The organism is Klebsiella sp. 1SOBk5mer, from assembly GCF_046603115.1.
Lineage (GTDB): Bacteria > Pseudomonadota > Gammaproteobacteria > Enterobacterales > Enterobacteriaceae > Klebsiella > Klebsiella quasipneumoniae.
On sequence record NZ_JBKIUU010000009.1, the window covers coordinates 176,189 to 201,077 of the forward strand.

The following is a 24,889-nucleotide window of genomic DNA, read 5'->3' on the forward strand; positions in this document are numbered from 1 at the left end:
CTTTTTTTAATATTATTAATTGAATATATTGGCTTTAATATGACCAGTGATTATAAGCCAAGGGCATTTTATTCAACTTAGCTCTGTGTTCGCGCCAGTTCGGTAGGTACTTGTTCATCAGGCCGATAAAACGCTCATTGTGCTTGCGTTCGTGTAGATGAACTAGCTCGTGAACCACAATGAATTCAAGGCATTCAGGAGGTTTTTTCACCAGTTCGAGATTGATCCAGATACGTGCGGTTTGGGGGTTACAGCTACCCCATTTAGTCTTCATTCGCTTGATGCCAACATAACTGGCTTCAACTTTAATTTCCTGCTGCCATTTTGCCATTAACTTAGGCAGTCTTTGTTTTAAAATACCGCGATACCACTGGTTGAGAACAGCTTCCCGCTGGGACGTATCATAATGTGGAGGTACTTTCATGTGTATCCAACCACCCTGAAGTTTCACTTCAGCGGGCTTATCTACTAAAACTACATCCAGCCGATATCCTCTTCCCCAAAGGTAATGTGTTTCGCCACTACACATTTCTCGTTCACTCTGGCGCGGCTGAGCCTGAAATTGTGCTTGCTGCTGTCGAATCCAAACCAGCCTTCTGACAACAGCCATCCTGATAGCTGTGTCTGACAGAGTGACGGGAGCTGATACTCTTACTCGGCCATCCGGAGGCAGTACGCTGATATGCAAGTTTTTGATTGGCTTGCGCTGCAAATCGAGAGTGAGCTCACCAAAGGTAACCAATGGCATCAGCGGTACTCCTTCTGTACCTTCACCAGAGCCATAACATCCGCGACCGTCACTGAATAACCTTTAATTTCTTCTGCGATAGCAAAGCTGATCTCGCGCTCTTTAAAACGATCCCCATACCAGTCGGCCTTTTTAGTGTGACGTACTGCAGTATCTATCTTTAAAACTAACACTTCATCCTGCCCGAGGTTGTCATACAACGCTTTCTTGGCGAGGGTATCAATACTTACTGGATAAGTACTTTTACTACCTGACTGCGGATGTTTAACCTGCTTCGCTAGTTCACGTACGTGCTCCAGATAATCTTGATAGGAGATCGCCTGTTGACGACGAAGTGCGATCAGTTCATCAAGCAATACCGACATTTTTTCGTAGTATTTCGGGTTGACTGGGTTTTCATCAACAATGGTTCTGCGAACGTTATTTTCAATCGCTTCAGCCATAGCCTCTTGGTTGCCACGCATGTCAGCTGGAAGTCCATCCAGTGCTTCTTCCCCGCGTTCAATAATCAACTCAAGCAGTCCTAGTTCCTCAAAATCCATAAGGGTTTCACTAGGATCGGCATCCACCCAAAGATCCAGCATCTGCCGCATACCTGGCTCGAATTGTTTCATGTCCACGAAATCGCCACTGGCTATTTTGATTTCATTGCGGACTTTTGTATAAAACTCAACATCAATGCGGATTTGATTTGCCTCCTGCTCGCTATAACCAGCATCTGTTAGCTCACCTGCCAGATTGGTAAAAGCACGGATAAGCTTCGCCACGGATTGATACAATGTCAGACGTAAAGCTTCTTTCTCAGATAACTGCTCTATCGACGCCCCTGATTCCCCACAGAAATAATGCTGATAATCAAGTTGATTGCGTGGCATTTTTACTGGTTCGCAAAGGGTACGAACGGCATCCAGAGCACCATCCAGATCGATTTTTGCCTGTTGCAATCGATCTTTCAGTAAACCGGCTACATCTTCTTTGTCGTAACCGTCAAAGGCTTCTGCGGTGTAGTCCTGAACTGTTTTTTCCAATGAGCGGAAAAGGTCTTTATAGTCGACAATATAGCCGTATTCTTTATCTTCACCATCCAACCGGTTAACGCGACATATCGCCTGGAAAAGGTTGTGATCAGCCATTTTCTTGTCGATATAGAGGTAAGTTGCTGAAGGAGCATCAAAGCCAGTTAATAACTTATCAACGACTATCAGTAGGCGCATCTGGCCCGGTTCTTTAATGAAGCGTTGTTTGACCTCTTTTTCAAAATCACTTACACGTTTGGCTGCTTCAGCCTCAGGCTGTTCAAAATACTCCGCAAGCATTTTGCGATAGATGTTGTACTTGGCCAGTTTCTCAGTCAGTCCTTCACCGCTCTCCTCGCCTTTAATCTCACTGGCATTTGGCTGGTAGCTCGTCACAATCGCACATTTACCGGCAAAACCAGCTTCACTAAACATCTCATAGCATTTGCAGGCCTGATAGACGCTGGAACAAACCAGCATAGCGTTACCGCGGCCGTCGGCGAGTCGTGGCTTTTGTTCAAAATCGAGAAGGATGTCAGCCACAATCTGTTCCAGTCGCGAGCGGCTCGACAACAGCTTCTGCATCGAAGCCCATTTCTGCTTGAGTTGCTGTTGGCCAAGGCGAGAAAGTTTAGATGTCTTAGCATCAAACCACTGGTCGACTTTTTTCTGAGATTTGACCCGCTGATCGATGTCACGAGCTTCGTAGCGCAGGTCCAGTACAACCCCATCATTGACTGCTTCATCAAATTTATAAGTGTGGATATAAGGCCCGAAGACCTCCACTGACTTCTTCTTATCTTTCTTCATCAGAGGGGTACCGGTGAAACCGATAAATTGTGCATCTGGCAAAATGCTTGTCATTGCCGAATGCAATTTGCCGGATTGGGTTCGGTGGCACTCATCCACAAACACGAATAATTTTCCCTTCGGGCTAAAATCGGCAGGGATATTTCGTTTCATTTGTTCGATAAAATCGTCCGTGTCAGCATCTCTGTCTTCCTCCTCCTGACGACCAAACTTATGCACTAACGAGCATATAAGCCAGGGCTTGGTTTGATTCAGGCGAGTCACCAGATCTGCGCCGCTTCTGGTGCGAAGGATCTCTTCTTCCACACCGTTAAACACTTTCTCGATCTGTTCATCAAGTTCTGTACGGTCGGTAATGATCAAAACTCGGCTGTCGGTAATATTTTCTCTGATCCATTTTGCTAGCCAAACCATAGTCAGACTTTTACCACTGCCCTGGGTATGCCAGATAATCCCGCCTTCATTGCGTTGAATAAACGGTTTCGTTGCAGTGACGCCAAAATATTGGTTATGACGGCAGGTTTTTTTCACTCCAGCATCGAAAACGATAAAGTCGTGGATCAATTCCAGCAGGCGCTGTTTATTACATATCTGAGCCAGGTGACGATCAAGCATGTTGGCGTGGGGGGATTCAGCGGCTTCTTTCCATTGAAGGTAATATTTCTCCGGCGTTTCAATTACACCATAGCGAAGCCCTTCTAAATCATTACCGGCCATCACCAGTTGGATGGTAGTGAAGAAGTTGCGGATAAAGGCTTTTTGCTGATTATCGAGGTTTTGGCGGATGCCCTCTGAGACTGACACTGTAGAACGTTTTAGCTCAATGACACCAAGCGCAATACCGTTAACATACAGCACCAAATCCGGGCGCTTTTTATTTTCGCCGTTGTAGGTTACTTCTTCAGCTATAGCAAAATCATTGGCTTCTGGATTTTTCCAATCTACCAACCACACGGTTTGATTCTGCTCACCAGCACCTTCTTTATCCTTTACGCCGTAGCGTAGCAGGCGATACACCTCTTTGTTTGCATCATAGAGGATACGACCTTCACCGAGGCTTGCGGCTCGATCCAGCTGCCGTAATGCTCGGGCGATTAGGACTTCTGAAACACCGCGTTTTGATAGCCAGGCTGAAACTAAGCTAGGCTCGATGTTGCGGTTGTCTTCTCTTTTGTGCCAGTTACCAAGATAGTGATAACCGAGATGATCGGTGAATAACTGGATAACACGTTTTTGTGTTATGCGTTCACGTTGACCAACACTGTTCATAACACCTCCCTAAATACGCTATCACTACCACCTGCACCGGTTAACACAGCCAGCATTTCCGCTTCGTGAGTGGCGATTTCTTCTTCCCCCCACTGATTGTTCTTCTTCATCAGCTCGATCATGGCGAGCAGTTTCAGACTATCAATTTCATTCCGTTCAAGACTCGCTTCGAAGTGCTCTTGCTTTTGTTTTGGCTGGAAATTACTAAGTCGCGAATTCTTGCTGTGGCTAATCAGGCTGAGATTACCGAAGGTATGCAACGATGTATCTGGTAATGTCCTATAGCCATCCATGGGGTGCTGAGGATAGAAATGCTCTACCGAGCTTCGGAAGGTAAATTCAAAACGTTTGACTACCTCAGCTTTATGTCTGTCACGACACCAGAGTAAGTAGTCCAGGTAATTGAATACCAAGTTGTTTGCTATCGTACCAAAGCGCATCTTCTTATGAATCTGATCTGACAGTACAACAGGTTGGATATGCGGCTCATTACCGTAGATAATCTCAAAATATGATTTTGGCGTTTCTTCTGACAGGAAGTTCTGAAAGACAAATGCGGAGGCAAGATGCTCCAGATATTCGAGATACTCCCTTGCTTCGATCTGGCTTACAGCGGAATGGGCATTAAACAGATAGAACAAAGCCCCATTCAACCAGTGTTTGTAAACCAGAGTAGGGGTTGAAACGTGAAATGCGGAAAGCAGCATCAAGATCTGTCGGTTGATGTCTACATAGCTACCATCATCTTCATTGAACGTATTGGTATAGCTGGTGCTCTTTTCCGAATACCAACGCAGGCGCTTAAGGCTCCACCCATCGCTACCCTTTGCGAATTCTCGTTTTATCACGAACTGATCAAAAAGATATTTGCATTTGAGAAGTGCAAAGACGAAATCCTGTACCGTTTTAACCGGATCATTCTGCTTTAATAACCGAAGTTCGAACTGTTCGATTAATTGTTTGTCATCAAGCGGTACATCTACTCTGACCTTTCCAGTTTGGCTACAGACACGCAATACATGGAGCAGGAAATTGGAGAAGTTGATAACACTATTAAAACGCTCTGAGCTACCTGCATCTTCTTCACCTCTATCACCACTTATGGTTGAAGATGACTTGATAATGTCAGCCAGTGTGCGGTTTGTTTGGTTCTCTCTTGTGCCAAGCTCCGAAGTCGATGGGATAAGCATGCCAGCTAGAGAATTAAAATCAGCAGGCACAAATTCCCCCCAATTTTCCTGGCCAAATAATTGATGACGTTCGGCTGGTGTAAAACCGTACTGGACATAACGTTCCATGTTGGAGCAAGCATCCCAAACTCGTGAGAGGGTGTTCAGGCTGCTCTGCCGAGCTTGCTGGTCCGTTATCTCGTTGAGCACAGCCATCAGTCGCGCTTTCACCACTTCATGTTTTTCAAGTTGCTCGCCTCGGTTGTTCATCACCTCAAAAAAATGATTGAGGTCGGTATCAGCAGGCACTTCTATTCGGGCAATTTGTACATGGTCGAACAGATAGGCACAAAAATGAGTTAATGACTCACCAACTAATTTCAAGTCGCGTAGAACCTTGCCAATAAGTTCGTAGCCTTTGATCAGCCCTTCATTAAATTCCTTGCTCCGCAGTTTATGTGGTTCGACGCCTTGCCAGAGCCGAGCAAAGGTTTCGCCAGACTTAGGTCTGCTCTCAAACCCTAAGTTAATCCCTTGGTACCAGCGCATATCCAGCGTGGATCCCGCATGTTTTTTTAACCAGTTAGCAAGAAGGGATAGGGTAGTGAAACGTTGCTGCCCGTCGATTATCTCTGCGTCCCCATCAGGACGAGTGAACACGACTAACGTACCGATGTAGTAAGTTTGAGGGTATAGGCTATGCAGGCTTTTTTGTTGGTAGTCGAGTATGTCCTGCACAAGTTGAGTGATCTCCCCCTCTCCCCAGGCATAATTACGCTGGTACATGGGGATAAGGTAACGAGATGCATCACCCAGTAATGATCTGACCGTAAAGGATGTTACCTTTGCATCACTCATAGTAGTTCATCTCCTTGAACAGCCTCACCAGCTCGTCTTGCTCATGGTTACCGGTACGGCGGTTATTATTATTTTCTGAAGCCCGAATTGTGAGTAATGGTATAGATAGCACATCACCAGGTACTCTGGCTTCTTTGATTACCCGGAACAGATTATTTTCCAGCACGTACTTATCCATAGTTGCTAGCTGTACCACCTGCTGTCGGATTCGGCATCTGTAGGCCCAGATAAAGCTTTTTTCAATCGCTGCAGATAACGACTGCCCACCAAATTTGTCGATATAAAAGATCAGAGCACAATCAAACATAGTGCGTATATATTGATCCCCTGTTCGATAGCGATTTCGATAGCTATTTAACGTTCTTAGTATCTGAGTTGCCATTTCACCAAGGACTACGCCCTGGATCACTAGCGGCTTTTGAGTATGAGTGCTGGAATGCTCACTGGCGATAATTGCCGATACCTGTTGCTGGTAGTGTTCCGCCATTTCGAAAAAGCGTCTTCCATTGATAATTATCTGATCGAGATGGAAAGGGAAACGCATTTTCTGGCCATCAATCTTGCGCTGGTACTGATTGTTATAGTCATCCACAAAATGATGAGCCATGCGCAAAGATTCCACATAAGGGAATTGACCAATCTCGTCAAGATTGATCCCTTTAAATAGGCCGACTTCATCCTTACCAAAGAAACGAGCGGAATTTCCCAGGGACCATTGACGTACCCTATAGAGATAAGATGCGAAAAGATTAGCCAGGTCATCACAGGGCAATCCTTCCCAATGAGCAACGGATGTAGCTTTCAGTTCTACCTCATGGCTGGCGAATTCACGTAGATGGAAGGCTTTAAGCAGATCGTGTGGATCCAGATCTCGCCCTCGGGCATTTTGCGAGTCGAAGAACTGAAAGGCTTCAGACAGGTCAGTCAGCACAAAGACCACCAACTGGCAGCGGTTGAGGAGAAAATCAATATGTTGCTCGCTGAATTCTCGATGGCTAACCCTACGTTTTAGCTCCTGATAATTCTGGTACAGATTGTATTCCGATACCTGACTGGCAAAGCGTTGCCGTCCCATAAAACCTTCAACGGAGGGCTTTAGCTGGGTTAGCGCTTCCTGCAAATCCTGACGTTCCAATTCAGCAAGTCGGGTTTCGATAATGGCCCATACTGCCAGCATTAATGTTAAAGTTCGTTGCTGACCATCGACGATATCCAGTCTATGTTCTTCATTACTCTCAGGCTGATGAAACACTACTGAGCCCAAGCGGTAGGCCGATTTATCGAGATGACTGTTTATGTCCGCAAACAGTTCGCTGATATTTTTTACCGTCCATTTATAAGGGCGCTGATAGGCCGGAATTGTTACATCCGTCAGGCTTAATAGACCCTTGACCGACAGTACTGTCTTATCAAGGGGATATTTCATGGTTGCTGATCCAATGATAAACGGATACGTCCGGTCAGGAGTTGCTCCATCATCCCCTGCTTTATATCGCGGAGCTTGGCTAGTTTTTTTTCTAGAGCTTCGAGTTCAATATCCATATCTGAGAGGATGGTAGCAATTGCGGTTTGCTCTTGTATGGAGGGAATAACAATCTTTAGTGTCAAAAATTGGCTTTTTGATATGTTATAGCGAGTAGAACCTTGCGCCATCATTGACACTGCGGTTCTTCCTGCATTAGAACGAAACCAATAAGCTAAATATAACGGTAAATACTTTGGTTGTGAGTTGGCTCTAAAACCAAAACAAAAACTATTAAGATATAACTTATCAATCTCATCTGATAACAAAGAACAAAAACATACTTCTTCAGGTGTTTCTGAAGAGCCGTTAAATAAAAGATCTCCGGGCAAAACTGAGTTTTGAATTTCGTGAACTTTAACCCTATCTAGAAGATTAACATTTATGATCACGTTTGCCATGATGTTAGTAAATGGAATGTATAAGCTGTTCCCTGATCCAAAGTCATTCTTACTTTTCCCTGACAGTCCTCCATATGTTGTCCCCATGTCCCCCATCGCCACAGTTTCCCAATCCTCAGGAATCATTCCAATTTCACTGGACTTACAGCCTTTTAAGGCCCCATTTGGTCGTTTAGCAAACTGAGGAAGACGGGTACGTCCGGTCAATAATTGTTGCATGGTGGCGGTTTTGATGGCCTTTTTTTTGGAAATTAACTGCTCAAGTGCAGTAATCAGCTCATCAGTATTAGTTAAAACATTAGCAATAGATTGTTGTTCTTCCTTTGGCGGAATTGGAAGTGGCGTATTTTCTAAATCCCCTTTTTTTACATGAACAAAAGATGATTTAAATCCATGAGCCATTTTTTCAACTTGCTCTTGGACCTTACAAAGTACTAAATACGAAAATTCTGCTGTAACAATATTTTCATCAGGGATGACTTTGAAAATGTGCTGATTTAGTATTGCTTTTTGACCTTGCCATACTCTAGCTCCAAAAGAAACGCCTTTAGAACCGGACCAAGCAAACAATAAATCACCCTTTTTTATGTGGAATTTTGCATCCACATTGCCGGGAAAATAATTGCAAGATGCATGTGGGTCATTAAGGTTTTGAATTCTAATTATTGGTAACCCTTCTTTTTTCCATTGTGATGGTTTGAACCCATAACCATTAACTAATCTCATGGTTTTGGCAATATTCATTACCATCCAATCTTCAGGAATTATCCCCACATCTGTTTTTTTATAACCAACCGGAATGGTTTCCTGTTTAATTGACATCTTTTTCTCGTTCTGTGTCATTTCTACATTAATCATTGAATCCACTCCAGCCCCATAGCTTGGAGATGAGCTACAACTTTTGACTCTAACTCTGTTACTCTTTTAGTAAGGTCAGGTAGAGCCGCGCTATAGCGCTCTTCCAGCTCTTTTACACGATTTGTCAGTCGCTGTGTGACACGTTCAATCTCCGCTTCTAAGGCTTCAACCAAGCTAACCTTCCATTTATCATGTACGAGAAGATTTTTTATGTCGTTATCAGTGAGCTTTGGATAATGAGCAAACACGGCAAAGTCCAGCTTTTCCTGTGCTTCTTTAAGTGCTTTTTTGGTTTTTGTTTCAGCATCGAACAGCGCCTCAACAGCTTTCAACACAGATTTTTCTTCTCTATCAGTGGCAATTTTTAGTCGCGTCTTAATGCTGGCAGCAGTCACTTTCTCTTTGTCGTTCATTGCATCAGCAAGTAAACCATCTTCGCCGCTGTTTTCTTCAATGAAGTTTTCCAGTTCTTGCACTGCTTCATCATAAGCAATTTGTAGTTGGCCTAGCTTTTGTTGCTCAGTGGCAAAATATCGAGCCACTAAAAGGGCTGGCGGCAACAGTTCAGTCTTATACTTCTTCTTACCAATAACCAAGTCTGGCGTTTCTTTGAGTTTTTCGCCTTTTTCCACAACCAGCTCACGTACTACTTTGCCAGCAAGCCAGCCATCTTGGCTCAAGACATAAACGTCGTCCTGCATTACATCCATCCAGTAGTCCATTAGTAACTGATAGATAGCATAGTTCTCGAGCAACGGAGTGTCATCAGTAGCTTCTGAAGTATAAGCAGCGAGGAGTCGCTCGCCAATTTCTTCAATCAGCTGTTTCGGTGAGTCTCCACGAGCAATTTCTTCAAGCTGACAACCTGCAAACCACTTTTCAAAGGGTATCAGTGCTCCAGCTCTGAAAGCGGCAAATTCTGGGTGTGCCAGTATGGTGTTCTTAACTTCGCTTGCTTCGACTCGAGCATTGCTGTAACCAGGTCGGGCAGGTTCGAACAGATCCTGACGTAAAGTCGGGAAAATTTTCCAGTAAGCACTGAGAGCATCAATATCGCGATCGGGAATACCTCCCGCCAAATGGCTAGAAAGGTCGTGCAGATCTTCCGGATCGCTGCTGTCGATATAGCGAGGGATATTGAGGTTGAAGTCGTTGGCTGCAATTTCTGACAGCGGTACCTTGCGGCTGAAACGAGGGATTTCCTGCTCACGATTAAATACATCAACAATTTTATGGATGTCCTGGGCGCGTAGGCGATTTTTATTGCCATCCTTAATAAAGCCATTACTGGCATCGATCATAAAGATACCTTGTTGACTCTCACCATTAGCATTGAACGCTCTGAGTCGAGCATCTTCTTTATCGATGACAATAATGCATGCCGGGATACCCGTGCCGTAGAACAAGTTAGCGGGCAGGCCAATGATGCCTTTGATGTAACCCTGTTTTAGCAGATTTTCACGAATACGTGCTTCAGCATTACCACGGAATAAAACGCCGTGAGGTAAGATCACCGCACCTTTGCCAGTACTTTTCAGGCTTTTGATGATGTGCAACAGGAAAGCATAGTCGCCGTTCTTTTCGGGTGGGGTCCCCCAGACAAAACGGTCAAAAGTATCATTCGCAGCATCCAGTCCGCTGGTCCAGTTTTTGTTGGAAAAAGGGGGGTTGGCTACAGCAAAGTCGAAGGTTTTCAGATTATCGTTGTCATCCTTCCAATGTGGATCGGCTAAGGTGTTACCTTTCCAGATTTTAGCGGTGGCGTTGTCATGCAGGATCATGTTCATGCGTGCCAGTGCGCTGGTCGCATAATCCATCTCTTGGCCATAAATGGTCAGTCCTTTCGGACCGGCTTCGTCACTGGCTTTCAACAATAGTGACCCTGAACCACAGGTAGGGTCATAAACGGTAGCATCCTGTGGTGTCTGCTTGCTGATGCCAATCACTTTCGCCAGAATGCGTGACACCTCTGCCGGGGTGTAAAACTGCCCCTTTGATTTACCTGACTCTGTAGCAAAGTGACGCATTAAATATTCGTAGGCATCACCCAGCAGATCATCTCCATCAACGCGGTTGGCTGAGAGATCCAACCCTTCGAAGATTGCCACCAGCTTGGAAAGGCGGTCGATCATCTCTTTGCCTTTACCCAGCTTGTCCTCATCATTGAAGTCGGCGATGTCAATAACACCTTTCAGGTCATTAGCTTCAGCCAGTAATCTGATGGTTTTGTTAATTTTTTCGCCAATTTCTTTGTTGCCTTTGAGAGCAACCATATCGTCGAAACTTGCACCTTCCGGCACTTCAATCATCGCGTAAGGGTTGCCCTTAGCTTTGTCAGAGACGTACTTCATAAACAGTAGGGTCAACACATAGTCTTTGTACTGTGAAGCATCCATTCCGCCACGTAACTCGTCGCAGCTCGCCCAAAGGGAGGAGTAAAGTTCGTTCTTCTTGATAGCCATATGGTGTCCGGTGAAAACAATACTGAGAACGCGACAGGGTGAGTAACAAGCACCAGTGCTGAAATGCTGCCTGTCGCGTGAGAAATTGGGTAAGAGTTTACCAAGTTGGAAGCGTTGAGACCATGCCGGTGGTTTGATAGGTAAAGTAACAACCCTGAAGCAGGGAATTACGAGTGGAAGCTTATGCTTGATAGTAATTTTAGAACAGCTTGCTTACCAGTTTGATAAAGAAAAAAACATCGCTAAAACTGTTGATGCCTCGGAATAAACTGCCGAGTGTGATCTTTGCCTCAAAGCTATACTTCACACTCGATTTATCCCGGACGCGATTGCGATACAACCCCAAAAAATGACGAGCTTCCACCAGTGCATGCCGGTACAAAAAAAACTTTATTTTTTTGTTTTGCTCAAGGCTCGCCAGTCGGATGACTTCCGCAATCACCTCGATATAGCTCAACGCACGAACATCGTAGTAATCCGGCCGATGCGTGATAGAGGTCTTATTGCTGATATAGATATAGTCCTTAACATCCAATACGCAGAACCGACCGTTGCTCGCCGCAAGATGAACTGTCCACAGAATGTCTTTATGGCTCCTGCCGGGCTGGAAGCGCAGTGAGTGTTGTCTGATATAAGATGATCTGACCATCTGCAGCCACAGATAATGCGGCCATTCGCGGTGTGTGACACAGTGTCTAATCCATTCATGACCTGACAGAGTCGTCCCATAGCGCTGCTGTCGGTGAACAGCTCTTTGATGGTGGTCAGCACCAGAATGCCAGCCATTAAAGATCATGACGTCGGCTTGCGACGTAGTAGCTGCTTGCCATCGTTTTTCTATGAACCCATCTGCTATATCGTCGTCCGCATCAAGGAATATAACCCATTCTCCTTGGTGCAAGGCTAGAGCAGCATTTCGGGCAGCATAGACACCTTGATTGGCCCGCTCAATGAGGGTGAGCCGGTCATCGTGGATTTGGCGGATAATGTTGCCGGTACCATCGGTAGAACCGTCGTCGACAACGATAAGTTCAATCGCTACGTGGGGTTCGCTGAGGATTTTATTGACCAGACAACCAATGGTCGCAGCGGCGTTGTAAGCAGGGATAATGATGCTAACGTCGATTTTATTTTTCATGCTGAATTACGACTTCCTTTCGTTATTGTCGTTCTGACGCCCGATCGGGATAATTCGTCTTTCCCTGATTTCCTGGTCGATATCAAATAAGCACTCGTCGCAGAATTCTTTATCGAGGGAGAGCCACCGCTCAAGGACGCTTCTTTTTTTGTTGCAACGTGCACATCTCTTCATCTTTCCGCGCCTTAGTAACCTCGTGATTTTGGGTACATAGAAAAAGGACGTAGCAAGCCTCAGCTAGATAACTAACCGTAATAAAAGGCTTTTCTGCGAGTAAGGTAAGACAATAATAGCCAGGCTGGGCGCATGAAAGATAATCGTTTTGATAGATCAGTTTTCAGATATTGATCGTTGGTGCCGATCGATAAGAGGCGTGGTTATGCGACACTGTGCGTTTACAGTACTGTAAAGCTGAGTTCTGCCAGTCTTAGATAATGCGCCATCGCCTGTTGTAGGAATGCCCGTATGTCAGGCTTTCTCTCTGCATAACCAACGGCGAGACCCCCCCTTATTTTGCAAATTTAACCGGTATCGTCAGGGTATCTAGGTCTTTCATTTCCGTGCTGTAGATATGCTGCCCACACGCTGGGCAGCAGCGGATACCATAATATTCACGCTGGCAGAGTACGCAGAAGTATTCTCTGTCTGAAGGTGCTGTTACGGACACATCATCACGTTCCATCAGTGCATTCACGGCCTGGTCAAAAGCGGATACCGGTTTATCCCGGGCTATGATCCGGTACGCACAATGCCTTAACCGGCGTTCGTCAGCGTCTTCCAGGTCATGTTCGAAATAACCGCCGTTGTCATGCGTCCAGTGCAGATGCAGGGGATTGTTGCAGGAACGGCAGAACCAGAGCCCCCTTGAACGCGGAGTCAGGTCCCGGATGTAAGTGACTTCGCCCTCGTGGTCAAGGGCGGTACGAATGGTTCTAAATTGCATGGTGTAAATCCTGTCATGGGATCCTGATAGCAAGTGGCAGATAACGCAGGCTCATTCTGCGTAACGTTCGGTACTGTGGTCACCGGTACGGCAGGTCAGACAATAGCGCTCACCGTGATAATCGCAGTCGCAGCCAGAACAGTGCCATTCGGCCTTGCGCACAAGCGGTAAGACATCCGGCACATAGCGACGCAGCATGCGTATCCGCCGCGCTTCTTTCGGCTCCGGGTTCACATACGGGCAGTGGTGACGTCCGTTCTCGGTCAGGTCTTCCCATGTGTGTTCAAACCACGGACGGTTATTACCCCATTCCGGGTGGAATATCAGAGCGCTGCCGCAAAGGTGGCAGGAGTAGCGGTTGTAAGGGTTAAGCTGTGCAGTGACCGCGCCCGTGAGGCGCTGATTACCATCAGTGGCGATAAAAGATTTTGCGTACATAGTATTGGTCCTTTGCCGGATGACGCTCAGGGCTAAGCCGTCCCGGGAAGGGCAGCAGCGGAGACCATACGACTGGTGGAGTTTAAATCAGGTGGGGAATTTTATTGCGTTCGATAGATTACTGACGGGACTGTGCTATGCGTTGCTGTAGCCAGGCTTCCACTTCGCTTTCAAGCCAGCGGGAGCTTCTGCCCAGCTTAATTGGCTTTGGGAATTCACCCAATGAAATCAGTTTGTAGAACCATTTATCGGTTAAGCCAGTGAGTTGTGTAATGAAGGCCATATCGACGAACTTATCGTTAAGAAGGCTGGCAGGTGTGGTCATCGTTTTTCTCCTTAAGTGAATGGGAGAAGGAGCCAGGTAAGGTGAACGCAGACTCCTTCAAACGATGTGGCATCGGCGTAATTTTTAACTGGCTTTTCGCCGCCTGCCTGCTGTCCGTGGTGCAGGAATGTCACTCAACTGGCAGATAACCCCAAGGCTTTTCTGTGCCTGCTTACTGAGGTAGCTGAGGATATACTGCATACCTCTGCGTCCTCTGGCATCGTTATAAGAGGTCACCCATTCTCCTCGCACGCGATAATGCTCTTTAGGCTCACAGCGGTGTGTGTGTCCTTCTCCCCATGTCACATACTTCCAGGTTTCCCTGAGTGCTTCAAAGACAGTCCAGACCTGGCGATGCTTTTGACCGTTGAGGTAAAACGCGGCGTGGATGTGATAACCATGCTGTTCGGTTTGTTCCAGTACCCATGCGTAACCTACCAGCCCGTTGATATCCCCACTGCGTTGAATCAGTAACGTGATATCCGATACTGTTGAATGAATATCTCCCTGCCCATGAGAATCACTGTCCTGGAGGTACGAGAAGTCCACCCGTAGCATCAGTAGCTTGGAATAGCGTTCGAATAACTGGTCCTGATGTCGTCGTAGTTTTCGGTTCAGGGCTGTGTGCTGAACGTAGCTGAGATTGATATCGGTCGTGTCGTGGTAGCTCATGTCTTGTTCTCCATGTGAGTGTAATCGTCATGGGAATGGACATTGGCATCAGTTTTGAAATGGGTGCAGGAGAGCGGTAAATATCGCGGTACCCTGCAGATTGCCGTGCTCGGGCATCGCTCCTGGGTGTGGAGGGTTACGAAAGTGCTTCTCTATAAAATATCATTTTATTCCTTAATTAAATGATTTCGGCCTCGAGATTCATGTACTTCAAGGCAGGAGCATTTGCTCATCTCATGGCATTAACCTTGTTGGTACCTTCGCCCCTTGACCAGATGATTTTTAAAAATCTTACCATCTAAAGGCTCTCCCCCAGGACCTAACTCAGCGGCATAAAGGAGCCGTATCTAAGCCACGTTCCGCTATATTGCCATAACAAATAGGCCAGAAAGAGACAGAGCAGGCTGTTTGCAAAGCATTTTTGGCAATAAACCCAGTGTAAACGGCATCTGCAAGTGAGTTAAATAATTAAAAAACGACGATATACATCATAAAAAACGGCGATCTATTGTATTAAAATCGAGTCGTTTAATACTAAAAAACAGCCATGATAAACGTCAAAATTCGTACAGTTGAATTATGTGAATTGTGTGATCGGACGAGTGACAATTTCGATGTCGCAGCGAGTTGGGAGGAGCGAGGGATGGCAGGCCTGAAGGATGACTTTAGAGTGTTTGACTTACGCCGGGAAGACCTGGCCTATGAGAGTCCTAACCAAAGGTGGGGGGAAATCAGCCATCAATATTTCTTTGTTGGGTTCGAGCGCCTGGAGGAGGATGAAAGGCCAGATAAGGATGAAAAGTCCAAAGCTAGCTTCAGGATGTTCGATATGCTGGACAAACTTTATCTGAACCAGGCGACCAGCGATGGGCAAGAGTTTAGAAGACCGAAGACGAAGTTTCGTGATTCTCAGCTAATCCACAGCGAACAGTTAGAGAAAAAGTGGAAAGATACGCTTGTAAAAGCGATCTCTGATAAAGAGAAGGCATTATCTTATCTCAGCGAGAACTTTCGAAAGGTTGTAAGAAAGCATCGTCAGATTGAAATGTTAACTCTGTGTTTTTATTTACCTCTTGATAAAGGGGAGAAGATGCAGAACATACGGATTAAAAAAGATGACTCTCGTTTCAGACTACAACTCGCTGAACTTGAACGACGCTTTACCTTGATGAGGAAAAGGATAATTGCGGATCCGCTTTATAAAGCCTCCTGTGGTTACTCGCGAGTGATACTGATAAGTGCGAGATTTGAGCCTTTTTATCTGGTGAATTTCTTTTTCAAAAAGCATCCAGACAGTCGGGTCGACAGCTTAGTCTCATTAGACATTTACAGGAAATGGGTGCAATCGGGTAAGAAAGAAAACAGATCTGGTGAGCAGGCTGGGTACTATTGCTTTAAGGATGCATCCCGGCCATATGTTCCAGAAGACAGTGGTCTATTTATCCGCAGGCCAGACCGATTAATCGATGTTGGCCAATTTTCAGACCCGATCTCGTTGGTTTTATCAGAAGAAAGCAAATTCGAAAACAACCGTAAAGGTTATCTGGCTTTCTTTCGCCTTCAGGCTCAAATCTACAATGTTATTCCTGGTGCACGAACCCTGACATGTTCTGACGATTTTACCTACATCAACGCAGCCGAGAAGAAACGCAGAAAAGCCAAAAAAGAAGACCTGAAGAAGAAATCCAAAACAGCATTACCTATCAATGAAACTTCAGCTACACCCGGAAATGATCTCTATGATCAAGAGGGCTCTCCCGAGTTGCCTTACCCGTTCGACGAATTTAATGATGTTCTGCCTTCAAACTTTGAGGAGCATGTCTACGGGATTTTAAAAGAGGAGAAGCCGTAACAATCCTTTGTGAGGTAGCTGAGCGACCTCAGAAAATGAACCAGTGGCTATGGTTTCGCAGGAAAATGCGGTACATAGTTGCAAACTCTACAAACCACCAGGTATCTCATTATGGCGATAGATAAAAACATGATGGATAAATTGCCACGTGATATTAAGGACAAAGTTCTGGTTCGGCCTGTGGATGGATCAGAAGCCTATGAGGAATTTAATAGTGTACATCAATTTATGCAGATAAAAGGTACGGGGACCAATGCAGATGCCCGGCAGTTTAGGCTCGCAGTGAAGCGAAAGGGTATTGCAATATGGCCCGATGATGACCCTCGCGTTACAACCCCACATGCAAGAGATGGCATTCGTTGGGAGGTACGTCTGAAGGTGCTACGGGCTGAACACTTTTCTTCCCTCAGTGACGTTCTGGATGAGACCGTATCAGCCAAACGTTATGGGAATCGCTACTATGGCTCAGCATCCCGGCCAGATCAGATGAAGTTTAGCAATACTGTTCGTCAAAACTGTCTGAACAGATGTGTTGTTACCGGCGTAAGCACCAAATGTAGGGGAGAAGCAGCCCACCTCATTGAGCACTGCAAGGCTGGTTTTGACCACTGGAGCAATGGTTTGTGGCTTCGTGCTGATATCCACCGGCTTTTTGATGCTGGCATGTGTGCGGTTGATCCTGAAACGTTACGTATTCATTTTTCTCCTGAGGTCCTTAAGGAGGATGAAGACCTGAGTGAGCTTGAAGGGAAGAAATTACTGGCGACTAAGAAGCCGATCAACATAGTCTATCTTGAGCCAAGATGGGAGGCGTTTCATCGGAGGTTGTAGCCACTTGTGGATGCTATTTGTGGGTTTTTTGAGCATATGAGAATCATTCCAGTCATGATCTAGGGGAGTTCAACGAGTCGATGCAACGCTAACCTTAATCAAGGAATAATAAAAGAAGATATGTGTGTATTTAAACGAAGGCGATATTGTTTTATATTGAACGAACAACTATTAGTCACGACTCTCTGAAAGAAAACTTATTATTCAAAATTGATTGAGGAAAAGGTAGATGAATGAGTGTTCGGCCGTAGATTTTAACACCATAAGCCTTAACAAGATAAGTACTGACTGGGATCTTATTAGTTTTGTTATAAGTAAAGACGAAATCGACGATATAGTAGCTAGCGCTGCTGCATTAACAATTCAGGGAGGTGAATCCCCCCTTTTTATGGAATCAACTATTTTAGATTTAGAAAGTTTATGCACACTTGACTATCGTCAATTGCCAGAGTTAACACACATCCAGGTGGATTTGATGGAAAAAAGGTTGTCAGGTGAGACAGACTCAGTTGTAGACATGTTTTTCCTTGAGCTTAGATGTACATTTTCGCTTGGCTGGAAGGTTCCTGAATCTAATGATGATATAAGGGCAATTAGTTATCACAACAGCACTTTCAATAACCTTATCTACAGAAAAGCTGATTTTTTAGCATCAAGTTTCGGAAGCAATAGATACAAAATGCCTTATTGGCTGCGGCTCAGTCAACTAAGAATTATGAGCCATATACCAAACAATTTGATAAACAATGCACAGCTTGACAAGATATTTTTCTTCCCTATACACAGAAGAGGTCTTAATGCAACAAGCTGTTCAATTAACGGACAAAAATATGTTACCGCCAATTTCGGGCTCAATGGGATTCTTCATGAGCTTAATCGATTTATTTATCACTTCCAGTCAACTGAGGTTTATAGTCTAGGGAACAGAGAAAAACGTGCATTACCTGAGATAGTTCCAGTGGTTTTATATTTTTTAACATCATGTAGTCCTAGGTATTTCTTCCCACAATTTCTTTTTGGACAATCAGGCTGGAAAGTAAAAACACTAACTGATTACCAACTTGATTTCATTGTCCTACACGAAATCGCTCACCATATTCTTGAACATCCAGAACGAGCCAGTTTGATAAAGGATTATGTTGAACGTCAGAACAAAATTACGAAATTTGAGTATGAGGCAGATACATTAGCAAATGCACTTATGGCTTCGGCGGTTATGACTGAGAGGGATGACGAACCACGAAATAAAAATTCTGTCATTGTTTATGCGGATGCAATTGAAGCGGTCGAACTTCTTTTTGAACATATGAACTTTATTGAACAAATGGAGGAGAACATTCGTTCTAGATTTGGAGGGGTTATAAATATTGCATCGATTAAAGGTGCTCATCCGGATGCATATACTCGGCTTGAATATTTCCATCGTATTTTTAAAGATGAGAATAGACCACTATCTGAAATAGCAATTTATGCAAGGGGTTTATATAATAAAATGATCGATTATTGCCGTGAGCTTTCTAATGATGAGATGGCATCTTTAATGAGAAATTATCTTGTTTGATCTAGTTCCGTTTCTGACAAAAAATGGACAGGTACCTAGTGTTGTCTGCCTGCTATGAGCGAGGTGTTGTGTTGGCGTAGTATTGTGTTCCAGTGTTCCAGTGTTCCAGTGTTCCAGTGTGGCCACATAAAGAGTTACTGCAATATGCTAAATATACTGAGGTTTTCCAAATTCGCTATTTTAAAATAGACATTCAAATCTCCTTGTAATTTAGTTTGAAAAAAATTATGGTTGAAGGTGATGATTTTTACATCACATAAAGTTCATTCTGTATTGCAAGGGGGATAAATGCAGCTAGATTCAACAGTAGCAATTCGCTTAGGTTACGTTAGGGATAATAGAGGAAATTTATTAAATCCTGCGGATTATAGTAAGGCTTCAAGTGTTGATCTTACTATTGGAGAGATTCTTAAAAAGGACAATAATGAAAATATTGTTCAGGGAGTAGGTGCAAAACTTAAACCTCAAGAGTCATTAGTGATTATTTCCGATGAGATAATCCATGTTCCACCCGATCATGTTGCATATGTTTTCTTAAAAAACAGGTTAAGTCAAAAAGGACTTTTAGCTTTAAATACTGGTATTATAGATGCGAACTATGTAGGGCCTATATCAACAGTGGTAATAAATTTTTCGAACGTAGATGCAGTTATTCCTTCAGGAAGAACAAAAGAACAAAAAGAGTTTTTCAGAGTTGTTTTTCATAAATTAGATTCAGCACTGCCTGGTTCTCAGGTTCTGCAAGCCGTAGGTAATTATAGCGATCAGGATTATAATGATTATAAAAATAATAAATTAAATGATTTAAAGAATTTCCCTAAAACATTTTTAGAACCAAAGGTTTTAAAACAACAGATTCAAGATGAGATATATAGTAAGGTTTCAGAATTTTCTATGGTTAAAGTAGGCTTTACAATTGCGCTACTTGGTTTGTTTTTTACTTTCTTACCCATGGTAAAAGATTGGATATTTGCTTGGCAATATGATTTCAAAGATGGCCTGATTACACAGAAAAAAAATGAGTATAAAATTGAAAGTCTTGAAAGTGATGTCGAAAAACTAAAAGAACAGATACGAACCTTAGAGCTTAAGCCTGATAATAGGAATAAGGGCAGATAGGTCTGGTTTTATTTGTTTTACAGAAAAGGTTGATACATCAACAAGCTCTTGTTGTGCATTGAAAGCAATAGATGTACCAACCTCTCTTGCCAAATGAACATCATTTTTTCCATCGCCAATAAAGATACAATCACGCAAACTCACAGCATACTCTTCAGCTAAGTGCTTCATAAAAACAAGTTTCCCAACTTCATCTGTAGGGAGTAGATTGAAATGCTTTACTTTATCATCCTTATCGAAGAAGTATTCGCAAGCACTATAGGCATGATCAATATATAATTTCACTTGAGCTAAATCTGCTAAATGCTTGAAGCCTCCAGATATAAGAGCAGTAATAATATTTTCTTTTCTAAGAAATTCAAAAAGTTCATCTGCACCATCATGAAATTTTGATGCATCTATAACTTTGATAAGATGATCTTTTCTCATACCATGTTTAATATGAATCCTAACGGTGTCTTTCATCCATTCAGTATAACTACCGTACTTATTCTGCAGCCAACGATCTTTAGACAGTTCTTCTTCTTGATAACAGTCCTCGCTGATTTCCTTTGCTAAAGCCGTCCATGCACTGGGTGCAACCTTTCCATTATCAAGCGAAATATTTTTCTCTAGAATGGTTCCTTCCATGTCAATGAAGCAAATTATCATGTTTAACCCTTTAAGTAAGCTACAAAATTGACTTAACCATGCACGGTCTACACTACATATGTTATCAAGAAATCTGCTTAAAGTTGTCTTTTTAAGAGCAAAACAGTGATAAAAATTTTCTGGAATCATGATTGGCAGCTGCAGGAGTAGAGTTTGCAACGTCCGTTTCAGGCACAAAGCAGACCCGCATACTTAATCCATTAGTCCTCATCCAGTGGTAGTTTAACCGGCCGCTGTGGCTTTCTTCTTAATTTTTTTTAGTTATATATCACCTTCATGAATTCCCTCCCGTTTTACTCCAACAGGCCGTCCCCCTGGATGGTTTTTTTCATACAGAGGCAAGCATGAAACATTCCTCGGGCTATGCCCTTATTCGTCGCCATCTGCGGCGTTACCCATACGCGCTGCGCCAGCATCTGTTGCAGGAACTCAACCGGCTGGTCACGTATGAACCCGTGATTGGCATAATGGGGAAAACAGGTGTCGGCAAATCCTCACTATGCAATGCACTGTTCCGTAGCGAAGTCTGCGCCGTGAACGCAGTGGAAGCCTGCACGCGCCAGCCACAACGGGTCCGGCTGCGCTTCGGCAGCCATTATCTGACGCTGGTCGACTTGCCCGGCGTGGGCGAGTCTGTTTCCCGCGACGGTGAATACCGTGAGCTGTATCGTGACCTCATGCCACAGCTCGATATGGTGCTGTGGGTGCTCAAGGCCGATGACCGCGCATTTGCGGTGGAAGAGCAGTTTTATTGTGACGTCTTCGCGCAGTTCAGTGGACCGCTGCCGCCAGTGCTGTGGATACTCAACCAAGTGGACAAAACCGAACCCGCCGAGCAGTGGCGCTGGTTGTCGGCTCAGCCCTCGGCGTTACAGGCGGAGCGTATTGCGCAGAAACAGCAGGCTGTGGCACGTCAGTTGCAGATAGCAGAAATAGATATTCTGCCAGTCTCTGTCCGCGGGCGTTACCGGCTGTCGCGCCTGGTGGAGGCCATGATTACCCGCCTCCCAAAGCAGGCCCGCAGTCCACTTGTGCCTCATCTTCAGAACCGGTATCGCACTGATACCGTTATCAATAGCGCCAGCAGCAGCTTTGGCGATGCCGTGGTGGAGGTGATTGATAAGGTCATTGACCTGGCCCCTCTGCCGCAGGTGGCCCGCACAGCACTGCATGCGGTGACCCACACCGTCGCCCGTGCGGCACGCTCCCTGTGGGGATTTTTCTTCGGTTAGATAAACATCTTCATTTTTGTTGATAAACGTTTTTGCTTCGTCACGATCGAATTCGTCGATCGAACAGATCGATATTCATCGTTGTACCTGATAAGCCCCTCAGTTACATAATCCATTGGGATTCATGTCATTACGTTATTTCTTCATTAAAAATCAATGCGATGATTCGCAGGGATTGTCACGTCTTAAGGAACTTTTATGACTAAATATTATACTGCTGCTGCAGCCATTATTCTGCTGGCAACCCTGTCCTCAACGGCCGGAGCGACTGAAAATGACATCATTAAGGTCGGTATTCAGAAAAACATACAGGGTATCAATGTCACCGTTACGGCTAAAACTGACACCGTTGTGATTAAGAATATTGACGTCAACCGGGGAAAATGCCCGCTGCTGACAAAGGGAACTATCACCTATCAGGGGAAAAGGCTTGAGGGCTGGGTGGCGCAGGGGGCGAATTTCACGCCCACCACGATGCATTTTGCTGACAGACTGACCTGGCATTTCGGCCATACCTACCTTCAGCCACCCGCAGGTGTAGTCTGCAGCTTTCTTGAAGCTAGGGTATTCACCGACCATGGCACCTTCACGGTGACCGAATAAACCGCTTTTAAAATCGACGTCTAATCTCCCCAAGTTTCTCATTGTTTATTAAAGGAAAAGCCTGATGTCATTCAAATCGATACTCCCTCTTACCCTCGCACTCTGTTTCTCAGATCAGGCGCTGGCGTTCGGTAGCCACGATACCTGGACCAGTGGCTTTGCGCAGGGCACAGCAGAATACACTATCCTCGGCAAGGGGAAGTCACAGCTGTACCTCGCGTGCGACAGTTCCGGCTCACAGGCCGCCACCATCATCTTCACCGACGCAAACGGCCATCAGGTCAGTATGGACAGCGGTCAGACCCTGACGATGAAAATTGATAACGAAGAAGAGGCAAATATCAGCGAAAGCGACTCTCACGTGGGAGAAGACAACCTTATGTGGGTGTGGAACAAGCTGCGTACCGGTAAACGTGTGATCGTTTCCGGCACTGGTGCAAAACCGGCGGTCTTCACGCTGAAAGGTGCTGCCGGAGTGATACCGGCATTTGGCGATAACGGCTGCGTGGCGAAGTTTGATATCCAGTAAGGTCTGCAATACTCGCTGAACCAGCCTCCGTAATAACACTTCTGCCGTAAACAATCTTTTAGCCAACACTACTCCACGCTCTGCTCATTCGGGCAGGGCGTTTGTTTTTGTGCCAATTATCAGGAGCGCACTGTGCAAAACACTGACGATACGCCGTTACCACCCGGCCCTTTCACCCGCCCACAGGCTGAAGCCGTGGCGGCACTTTACTGCAACATCACCATTGAAGACGACGAGGGGAGCCATTTTCGGCTGGTGATCCGTGACCGCGACAGTCAGTTAATCTGGCGGGCATGGAATTTTGAATCGGATGCCGGGGAGTGGTTTAACCGTTATCTGGTAAGCCATGGGCTCCCCCAGGACTGACGCACCACGGGCATCACCCGCACACCAGCTAGTACACCGACAGACCATGTACCCGTCAGAGCGCATGGTCTTTTTGTTTATACCGTGACATTGACCATGAGGAAATTAAGTATGAGATTAGCCAGCCGTTTTGGTCGGGTGAACCAGATCCGCCGCGACCGTCCCCTGACCCGTGAAGAACTAATGCAGGTTGTCCCCAGCGTTTTCGGGAGCGACAGGCATGAGTCCCGTTCAGACCGCTATATCTGGATACCGACCATCACCGTACTTGAAAACCTGCATCGCGAAGGTTTTGAACCGTTCTTTGCCTGCCAGAGTCGCGTCCGCGATCAGAACCGACGTGAACATACAAAACATATGCTGCGCCTGCGTCGTACCGGGCAAATCAACCGCCCGCAAGTACCGGAAATTATCCTACTCAATTCGCACGACGGTTCGTCCAGTTACCAGATGCTGCCGGGATACTTCCGCGCCATTTGCACCAACGGCATGGTCTGTGGTCAGTCGTTTGGCGAAATCAGAGTTCCGCACCGGGGCGATGTCGTTAGCAAGGTCATTGAAGGAGCCTACGACGTGCTCAGCGTCTTTGACCGGGTGGAAGACAAGCGCGATGCGATGGAATCGCTTTTGTTACCGCCACCAGCACAGGAGGCGCTGGCAAATGCTGCGCTGACGTACCGTTATGGCGAAGAGTATCAGCCGGTCACCGCAACGCAGATACTGACACCTCGACGCTATGAAGACCGCAAGGATGACCTGTGGACGACATACCAGAGGCTTCAGGAGAACCTGCTGAAAGGCGGTCTGCCCGGACGCACTGCGAAGGGCAAGCGCAGTCACACTCGCGCCATTAACGGGATAGACAGTGATGTCAGACTCAACCGGGCGCTCTGGGTGATGGCCGAGAACATGATGAACCTGCTCAGTAAATAACCCTCCCCGGCTCCCATCACCAAAATCCATCTCCGGGGATTTATTCCCATTCAACGTATTCATGCCTGAGGAAAAACACAAATGACTGACAACACTCTGCCACTGTTCACTCCCGCAGAAACCGTTCCTGTTGCGGCTCCACATCAGATTGCCAAAACACAGGTAACCGACGAGAACCGCATCGGCTTCTGGCCGCAGCACTTCGGCAGCATACCGCAGTGGATAACCCTGGAGCCGCACATCTTCGCCTGGATGGACCGCCTCTGTGCGGACTACAGCGGCGGCGTCTGGAACTTTTACACGCTGAGCAACGGTGGCGCATTTATGGCACCGGAATCTGAAGGCGATGAAACATGGTCACTGTTTAACGACATGAATGGCAACAGTGCGGCCATGAGCGCCGAAGCTGCCGGGATTGCGGTCTGTCTGATTACTTACAGCCACCATGCCTGTCGCACTGAGTCCGATGCCATGACGGAACATTACTATCGTCTGCGGGATTACGCGCTCAGCCATGCTGAATGTAACGCCATCATGCACATCATCGATTAGGAGCTTTCAGGCCATGCAGGACACGACAACA

The 24,889-nt window shown here is 45.6% G+C and carries 22 protein-coding genes; 10 read left to right on the forward strand and 12 right to left on the reverse strand.

Features of this window, described 5'->3' with window-relative positions:
* Positions 1 to 34: 34 nt before the first annotated feature.
* From ACLH1U_RS19795 to ACLH1U_RS19845, 11 genes are all read right to left on the reverse strand, one after another.
* Positions 35 to 748, reverse strand: a complete 714-nt coding sequence (locus tag ACLH1U_RS19795; protein WP_411299412.1) for a M48 family metallopeptidase — start codon at positions 746 to 748, stop codon at positions 35 to 37.
* The gene (locus ACLH1U_RS19800; RefSeq protein WP_159191534.1) at positions 748 to 3,843 is read right to left on the reverse strand and encodes a type I restriction endonuclease subunit R; all 3,096 of its coding nucleotides are present in this window, start codon (positions 3,841 to 3,843) and stop codon (positions 748 to 750) included. Before ACLH1U_RS19800 ends, ACLH1U_RS19795 begins: the two co-directional genes overlap by 1 nt.
* Complete coding sequence (locus ACLH1U_RS19805; protein ID WP_411299413.1) at positions 3,840 to 5,870, reverse strand: DUF262 domain-containing protein; 2,031 nt, start codon at positions 5,868 to 5,870, stop codon at positions 3,840 to 3,842. The genes ACLH1U_RS19800 and ACLH1U_RS19805 overlap by 4 nt, the downstream gene beginning before the upstream one ends.
* Positions 5,863 to 7,296, reverse strand: a complete 1,434-nt coding sequence (locus ACLH1U_RS19810) for a DUF262 domain-containing protein (protein WP_411299414.1) — start codon at positions 7,294 to 7,296, stop codon at positions 5,863 to 5,865. The genes ACLH1U_RS19805 and ACLH1U_RS19810 overlap by 8 nt, the downstream gene beginning before the upstream one ends.
* Entirely contained in the window at positions 7,293 to 8,651 is a 1,359-nt protein-coding gene (locus tag ACLH1U_RS19815) for a restriction endonuclease subunit S (RefSeq protein ID WP_411299415.1), read from the reverse strand. Before ACLH1U_RS19815 ends, ACLH1U_RS19810 begins: the two co-directional genes overlap by 4 nt.
* Positions 8,648 to 11,113 carry a type I restriction-modification system subunit M gene (locus tag ACLH1U_RS19820; RefSeq protein WP_411299416.1) on the reverse strand — a complete coding sequence of 822 codons (2,466 nt, stop codon included), beginning with the start codon at positions 11,111 to 11,113 and terminating at the stop codon, positions 8,648 to 8,650. Before ACLH1U_RS19820 ends, ACLH1U_RS19815 begins: the two co-directional genes overlap by 4 nt.
* A 199-nt stretch (positions 11,114 to 11,312) precedes the next feature.
* Entirely contained in the window at positions 11,313 to 12,251 is a 939-nt protein-coding gene (locus ACLH1U_RS19825) for a glycosyltransferase (protein WP_333939334.1), read from the reverse strand.
* A gap of 508 nt (positions 12,252 to 12,759) precedes the next feature.
* Positions 12,760 to 13,194, reverse strand: a complete 435-nt coding sequence (locus ACLH1U_RS19830) for a putative zinc ribbon protein (protein WP_069324158.1) — start codon at positions 13,192 to 13,194, stop codon at positions 12,760 to 12,762.
* Between the two features lie 51 nt (positions 13,195 to 13,245).
* The gene (locus ACLH1U_RS19835; RefSeq protein WP_069324157.1) at positions 13,246 to 13,632 is read right to left on the reverse strand and encodes a putative zinc ribbon protein; all 387 of its coding nucleotides are present in this window, start codon (positions 13,630 to 13,632) and stop codon (positions 13,246 to 13,248) included.
* 118 nt (positions 13,633 to 13,750) lie between these two features.
* Positions 13,751 to 13,957: a helix-turn-helix transcriptional regulator gene (locus ACLH1U_RS19840; protein ID WP_069324156.1), complete on the reverse strand. Its 207-nt coding sequence runs from the start codon at positions 13,955 to 13,957 to the stop codon at positions 13,751 to 13,753.
* Between the two features lie 84 nt (positions 13,958 to 14,041).
* Entirely contained in the window at positions 14,042 to 14,629 is a 588-nt protein-coding gene (locus ACLH1U_RS19845) for an inovirus-type Gp2 protein (protein WP_069324155.1), read from the reverse strand.
* A 643-nt stretch (positions 14,630 to 15,272) separates the two neighbouring features.
* Between ACLH1U_RS19845 and ACLH1U_RS19850 the strand changes: the two genes are divergently transcribed.
* From ACLH1U_RS19850 to ACLH1U_RS19865, 4 genes are all read left to right on the forward strand, one after another.
* On the forward strand, positions 15,273 to 16,481 hold the full coding sequence (locus ACLH1U_RS19850) for a hypothetical protein (protein WP_159191541.1): 1,209 nt from the start codon (positions 15,273 to 15,275) through the stop codon (positions 16,479 to 16,481).
* A gap of 111 nt (positions 16,482 to 16,592) precedes the next feature.
* Complete coding sequence (locus tag ACLH1U_RS19855; RefSeq protein WP_183516805.1) at positions 16,593 to 17,312, forward strand: HNH endonuclease signature motif containing protein; 720 nt, start codon at positions 16,593 to 16,595, stop codon at positions 17,310 to 17,312.
* Positions 17,313 to 17,541: 229 nt separating this feature from the next.
* A complete protein-coding gene (locus ACLH1U_RS19860; RefSeq protein ID WP_283945483.1) occupies positions 17,542 to 18,873 on the forward strand; it encodes a hypothetical protein in 1,332 nt (443 codons plus the stop codon).
* A gap of 288 nt (positions 18,874 to 19,161) precedes the next feature.
* Positions 19,162 to 19,992 (forward strand): dCTP deaminase domain-containing protein, encoded by an 831-nt coding sequence (locus ACLH1U_RS19865; protein WP_332594118.1) that lies wholly within the window; start codon positions 19,162 to 19,164, stop codon positions 19,990 to 19,992.
* Here the strand turns inward: ACLH1U_RS19865 and ACLH1U_RS19870 are convergent.
* Positions 19,954 to 20,772, reverse strand: coding sequence for an HAD family hydrolase (locus ACLH1U_RS19870; protein WP_227628895.1), 819 nt, complete (start codon positions 20,770 to 20,772; stop codon positions 19,954 to 19,956). The genes ACLH1U_RS19865 and ACLH1U_RS19870 overlap by 39 nt on opposite strands.
* A 215-nt stretch (positions 20,773 to 20,987) precedes the next feature.
* On the opposite strand from ACLH1U_RS19870, the gene ACLH1U_RS19875 reads away from it, so the two are divergent.
* From ACLH1U_RS19875 to ACLH1U_RS19900, 6 genes are all read left to right on the forward strand, one after another.
* Entirely contained in the window at positions 20,988 to 21,875 is an 888-nt protein-coding gene (locus tag ACLH1U_RS19875) for a GTPase family protein (RefSeq protein ID WP_069324149.1), read from the forward strand.
* Between the two features lie 198 nt (positions 21,876 to 22,073).
* On the forward strand, positions 22,074 to 22,478 hold the full coding sequence (locus ACLH1U_RS19880; protein ID WP_069324148.1) for a hypothetical protein: 405 nt from the start codon (positions 22,074 to 22,076) through the stop codon (positions 22,476 to 22,478).
* A 64-nt stretch (positions 22,479 to 22,542) separates the two neighbouring features.
* Positions 22,543 to 23,007, forward strand: a complete 465-nt coding sequence (locus tag ACLH1U_RS19885; RefSeq protein ID WP_411299417.1) for a hypothetical protein — start codon at positions 22,543 to 22,545, stop codon at positions 23,005 to 23,007.
* A 132-nt stretch (positions 23,008 to 23,139) separates the two neighbouring features.
* A complete protein-coding gene (locus ACLH1U_RS19890; RefSeq protein WP_332594122.1) occupies positions 23,140 to 23,373 on the forward strand; it encodes a DUF905 domain-containing protein in 234 nt (77 codons plus the stop codon).
* A gap of 111 nt (positions 23,374 to 23,484) precedes the next feature.
* Positions 23,485 to 24,306 (forward strand): DUF932 domain-containing protein, encoded by an 822-nt coding sequence (locus tag ACLH1U_RS19895; protein WP_069324145.1) that lies wholly within the window; start codon positions 23,485 to 23,487, stop codon positions 24,304 to 24,306.
* 81 nt (positions 24,307 to 24,387) lie between these two features.
* Positions 24,388 to 24,858 carry an antirestriction protein gene (locus tag ACLH1U_RS19900; protein ID WP_183516802.1) on the forward strand — a complete coding sequence of 157 codons (471 nt, stop codon included), beginning with the start codon at positions 24,388 to 24,390 and terminating at the stop codon, positions 24,856 to 24,858.
* Positions 24,859 to 24,889: the final 31 nt, after the last annotated feature.